Genomic DNA, 3,895 nt, shown 5'->3' on the forward strand with positions numbered 1-3,895 from the left:
TGTAGGAGTAAGTCATCTGCATTCCCCAGCTTTAGACCTGATACCTGGTATCAAGAAGCAACCAATGTTCTGCTTCGGGGCCGAATTGCTCGGCTTTTCGCGCCGTCTTAAACAAAGACTCTGGTAACCGGTTGCAGGTCTAAAACCAACCTGCGCGTGCAAACCAGACTCTATAGCATATACAACAGAAAAAGGCCGGTGGCACAAAGCCACCAGCTATCTACGCTAGACGCGCAGTTTCGATCAACAGCCGACTCTTACTTAAGCTCAACAGAAGCGCCTGCTTCCTCAAGCTTCTTCTTAGCTTCTTCTGAGTCGTCTTTGCTCGCTGCTTCCTTGATAGTGGAAGGCGCGCCGTCAACCAGTTCTTTGGCTTCTTTCAGACCCAGGCCGGTCAGTTCACGAACAGCCTTGATAACGTTAACTTTCTTTTCGCCAACGCCAGTCAGAATTACGTCAAATTCGGTCTGCTCTTCAACAGCAGCAGCTTCGCCGCCGGCTGCAGGTGCAGCTGCAACAGCAGCAGCGGCAGATACGCCGAACTTCTCTTCCATTGCTTCAACCAACGCAACAACGTCCATTACGCTCATTTCTGCAATTGCATTCAAAATGTCTTCGTTAGACAGAGCCATGACTTTCTCCCAAAATGGTAAAAATGGTGTTCAACAGAATCAAGCAGCGTCTTGCTTCTGGTCGCGAACTGCCGCTACGGCGCGGGTCACTTTCGAAGGAACTTCGTTCAGTGTCCGTGCCAGCTTGGTGATTGGTGCCTGTGTTACTATTGCCAGCATCGTCAGTGCTTCGTGACGTGTTGGCAACTTGGCAAGACGATCGATTTGGTCTGCGCCCATCAGCTCACCGCCGATGGCCAGGCCTTTAATCTCGAACACCTCTTTCTCTTTTGCAAAATCCTTCAGCAGGCGCGCAGCCGCTCCCGGATCTTCCATAGAGAATGCCAAAATAGTCGGGCCGACCAGGGCCTCGTCGATGCACTCAAACTCGGTACCACGAATAGCGATCTTCGCAAGGTTGTTACGAACAACCTGAAGGTGCACATTCTCGGCACGAGCTTTGGCACGTAGAGCCGTCATATCACCAGAGGTGACACCACGATAGTCAGCCAAAACCACAGACAGAGCACCACCGGCAGTCTCGCTGACTTCAGCGACGATCGCCTTCTTGTCTTCGAGTCTAATTGCCACTGGATTTCTCCTCGATTTCGCCGGGGACATCCCGGCAAACCCATCATTGCCCTGGAAGCTGTCTAAACCAGCTTCCTACGAGCGCCTTAACGGTGTTTGGGTTCAGAGAGAACGTCTTCACACCGTCTGCGCAGGCGTTGCTTTAACCCTTCCAGTCCTGGGACTTCAGGGGCCTGCGGTCTTTGACAGCCTTGGCTTCCGCCTAGACTACAAAGCAACCACCTATCAAAACGTCAGATTTCGAGACCGCTTTGATCGATAGTCAGGCCAGGACCCATAGTCGATGAAACCGTGATCTTCTTGAGATACACGCCCTTCGACGACGATGGCTTGGCCTTTTTCAGATCTGCCACCAGCGACTCAAGGTTTTCCTTGATGTTCTGGGCAGAAAATTCAACGTTACCTAAGGGGGAGTGGATAATCCCGTTTTTGTCCGTGCGATAACGCACCTGACCTGCCTTGGCATTCTTAACAGCAGTTTCAACATCGGGAGTCACCGTACCCACTTTCGGGTTAGGCATAAGGCCGCGAGGCCCCAGGATTTGGCCAAGCTGGCCAACAACCCGCATGGCATCCGGAGTGGCGATTACCACGTCGAAATCCATGTTACCCTTTTTCACTTCCTCAGCGAGGTCGTCCATGCCGACAATATCAGCGCCGGCCGCGGTCGCTTTCTCAGCATTTGCGCCTTGCGTGAATACTGCAACACGAACAGTTTTACCTGTACCGTGAGGCAACACCGTGCTACTACGCACGACTTGGTCGGACTTACGCGCATCAACCCCAAGATTGATTGCAACGTCTAAAGATTCCTTGAACTTTACGCTCTGTCCCAACTCTACCAGCAGGGCTACCGCCTCATCCACAGAGTAGGAACGGGTAGAATCAACCTTTTCACTAATCAACTTTTGACGCTTGTTCAGCTTCGACATATTACAAGCCCTCCACGGTGAGGCCCATGCTGCGGGCAGTTCCAGCGATGGTACGAACCGCTGCTTCCATATCGGCAGCAGTCAGGTCTGGCTCTTTGGCCTTGGCGATTTCTTCGAGCTGCTCGCGAGTAACCTTGCCAACCTTCTCGGTATTCGGACGACCAGAACCACTCTTTACACCGGCTGCCTTCTTAAGAAGAACAGGTGCAGGCGGAGTCTTAGTGACAAACGTGAAGCTGCGATCACTGTACACAGTGATAACAGTAGGAATCGGCAGACCGGCTTCCATATCCTGCGTCTGCGCGTTGAACGCCTTACAGAACTCCATGATATTAACGCCGCGCTGACCCAGTGCAGGGCCAACGGGGGGGCTTGGGTTGGCCTTACCGGCAGCAACCTGAAGCTTGATATATGCTTCTATCTTTTTAGCCATGATAGTACTCCTATGGGTTCAAACGCCTTTAGGCTCCCCGTTGCAGACACAAAAAGCCCGCAACGCCTGAGCGCGCGAGCCTTCCGGTTAAAAGCTGCTGATCAGTCCTTCTCGACCTGACCAAACTCCAGCTCTACCGGAGTTGAACGACCGAAGATCAGAACAGCAACCTTGACCCGACTCTTGCCGTAGTCAACTTCCTCAACCACACCATTGAAGTCCGCGAACGGCCCTTCAACTACGCGAACAACCTCACCCGGCTCAAACAACGTTTTGGGCTTCGGCTTATCCACACCGCTTTCAACACGGCGCAAAATCGCTTCAGCTTCACGCTCCGTGATTGGAGCAGGCTTATCTTTAGTACCGCCGATAAAGCCAAGCACCCGAGGCGTGTTCTTTACAAGGTGCCAAGTACCGTCATCCATTTCCATCTGAACGAGAACGTATCCGGGGTAAAACTTGCGCTCACTTTTGCGCTTCTTCCCGTCACGCATCTCAACAACTTCTTCGGTAGGAACAAGGATTTCACCAAACCTTTCCTCCATACCTTCGAGCGCGATGCGCTCGGCGAGAGTGCGCATTACGTGCTTTTCGTAGCCAGAATATGCATGAACCACGTACCAGCGCTTAGCCATTGCCCACTCCTGTTAACCTATGAATCCGGCGACCAGCCAACTGATTATCGAATCCATGCCCCACAACAACAGAGACACAACCAGCACAAAGACCACAACAATAACTGTCGTCTGCACTAGCTCTGGCCTGGTGGGCCATACCACCTTCCGGATCTCGACGCGAGCCTCTTTGAGAAGGATCGCGAATCGCCGCCCACGCACTGTTTGCAAAGCCACTAGAGCCGCAACAATTGCGAGAACAACAAGAGCCAGAACCCGATACAGCAAAGACTCGGCGCTGAAATACTGATTACCAACTACACCAACGGCAATCAGTACGAACACAACTAGCCACTTCACTAAATCGAAGCGACTGTTTGACTGAACGGCTTTTGACTCCATGGGAATCAACTTATGTATCCGGATGTTAAAAAAATGGCAGGCCAGGAGGGAATCGAACCCCCAACCTGCGGTTTTGGAGACCGCTGCTCTGCCAATTGAGCTACTGGCCTGCACCGAAACAACTCAGTGCACTTTCAATCGAGCAAATTACTCGAGGATCTTTGCGACTACGCCGGCACCAACGGTACGGCCGCCTTCGCGAATCGCGAAGCGCAGGCCATCTTCCATGGCAATCGGAGCAATCAACGTCACTTCCATCTTCACGTTATCGCCTGGCATAACCATTTCCACGCCTTCCGGCAGTCACAGGAA

General features: G+C 52.5%; 6 protein-coding genes, 1 tRNA gene and 1 pseudogene. All 8 read right to left on the reverse strand.

Annotation, left to right across the window (positions count from 1 at the left end; translation table 11 throughout):
- Positions 1-257: 257 nt before the first annotated feature.
- A complete protein-coding gene (gene rplL / locus BCA33_RS18070) occupies positions 258-632 on the reverse strand; it encodes a 50S ribosomal protein L7/L12 (protein WP_071268051.1) in 375 nt (124 codons plus the stop codon).
- Between the two features lie 39 nt (positions 633-671).
- A complete protein-coding gene (rplJ, locus tag BCA33_RS18075) occupies positions 672-1,202 on the reverse strand; it encodes a 50S ribosomal protein L10 (protein ID WP_071268053.1) in 531 nt (176 codons plus the stop codon).
- A gap of 233 nt (positions 1,203-1,435) precedes the next feature.
- On the reverse strand, positions 1,436-2,134 hold the full coding sequence (gene rplA, locus BCA33_RS18080; RefSeq protein ID WP_071268055.1) for a 50S ribosomal protein L1: 699 nt from the start codon (positions 2,132-2,134) through the stop codon (positions 1,436-1,438).
- A 1-nt stretch (position 2,135) separates the two neighbouring features.
- The gene (gene rplK / locus BCA33_RS18085) at positions 2,136-2,567 is read right to left on the reverse strand and encodes a 50S ribosomal protein L11 (RefSeq protein ID WP_071268057.1); all 432 of its coding nucleotides are present in this window, start codon (positions 2,565-2,567) and stop codon (positions 2,136-2,138) included.
- Between the two features lie 101 nt (positions 2,568-2,668).
- Positions 2,669-3,202, reverse strand: a complete 534-nt coding sequence (gene nusG, locus BCA33_RS18090; protein ID WP_071268059.1) for a transcription termination/antitermination protein NusG — start codon at positions 3,200-3,202, stop codon at positions 2,669-2,671.
- Between the two features lie 12 nt (positions 3,203-3,214).
- The gene (gene secE / locus BCA33_RS18095; RefSeq protein ID WP_071268061.1) at positions 3,215-3,583 is read right to left on the reverse strand and encodes a preprotein translocase subunit SecE; all 369 of its coding nucleotides are present in this window, start codon (positions 3,581-3,583) and stop codon (positions 3,215-3,217) included.
- Positions 3,584-3,617: 34 nt separating this feature from the next.
- Positions 3,618-3,693: transfer RNA gene (locus BCA33_RS18100), tRNA-Trp, on the reverse strand.
- Positions 3,694-3,730: 37 nt separating this feature from the next.
- Positions 3,731-3,886: pseudogene (gene tuf / locus BCA33_RS20080) on the reverse strand (elongation factor Tu); the annotation flags it as partial.
- Positions 3,887-3,895: the final 9 nt, after the last annotated feature.

Source organism: Marinobacter sp. AC-23 (assembly GCF_001858325.1).
In the GTDB taxonomy this organism is placed as follows: Bacteria; Pseudomonadota; Gammaproteobacteria; order Pseudomonadales; family Oleiphilaceae; genus Marinobacter.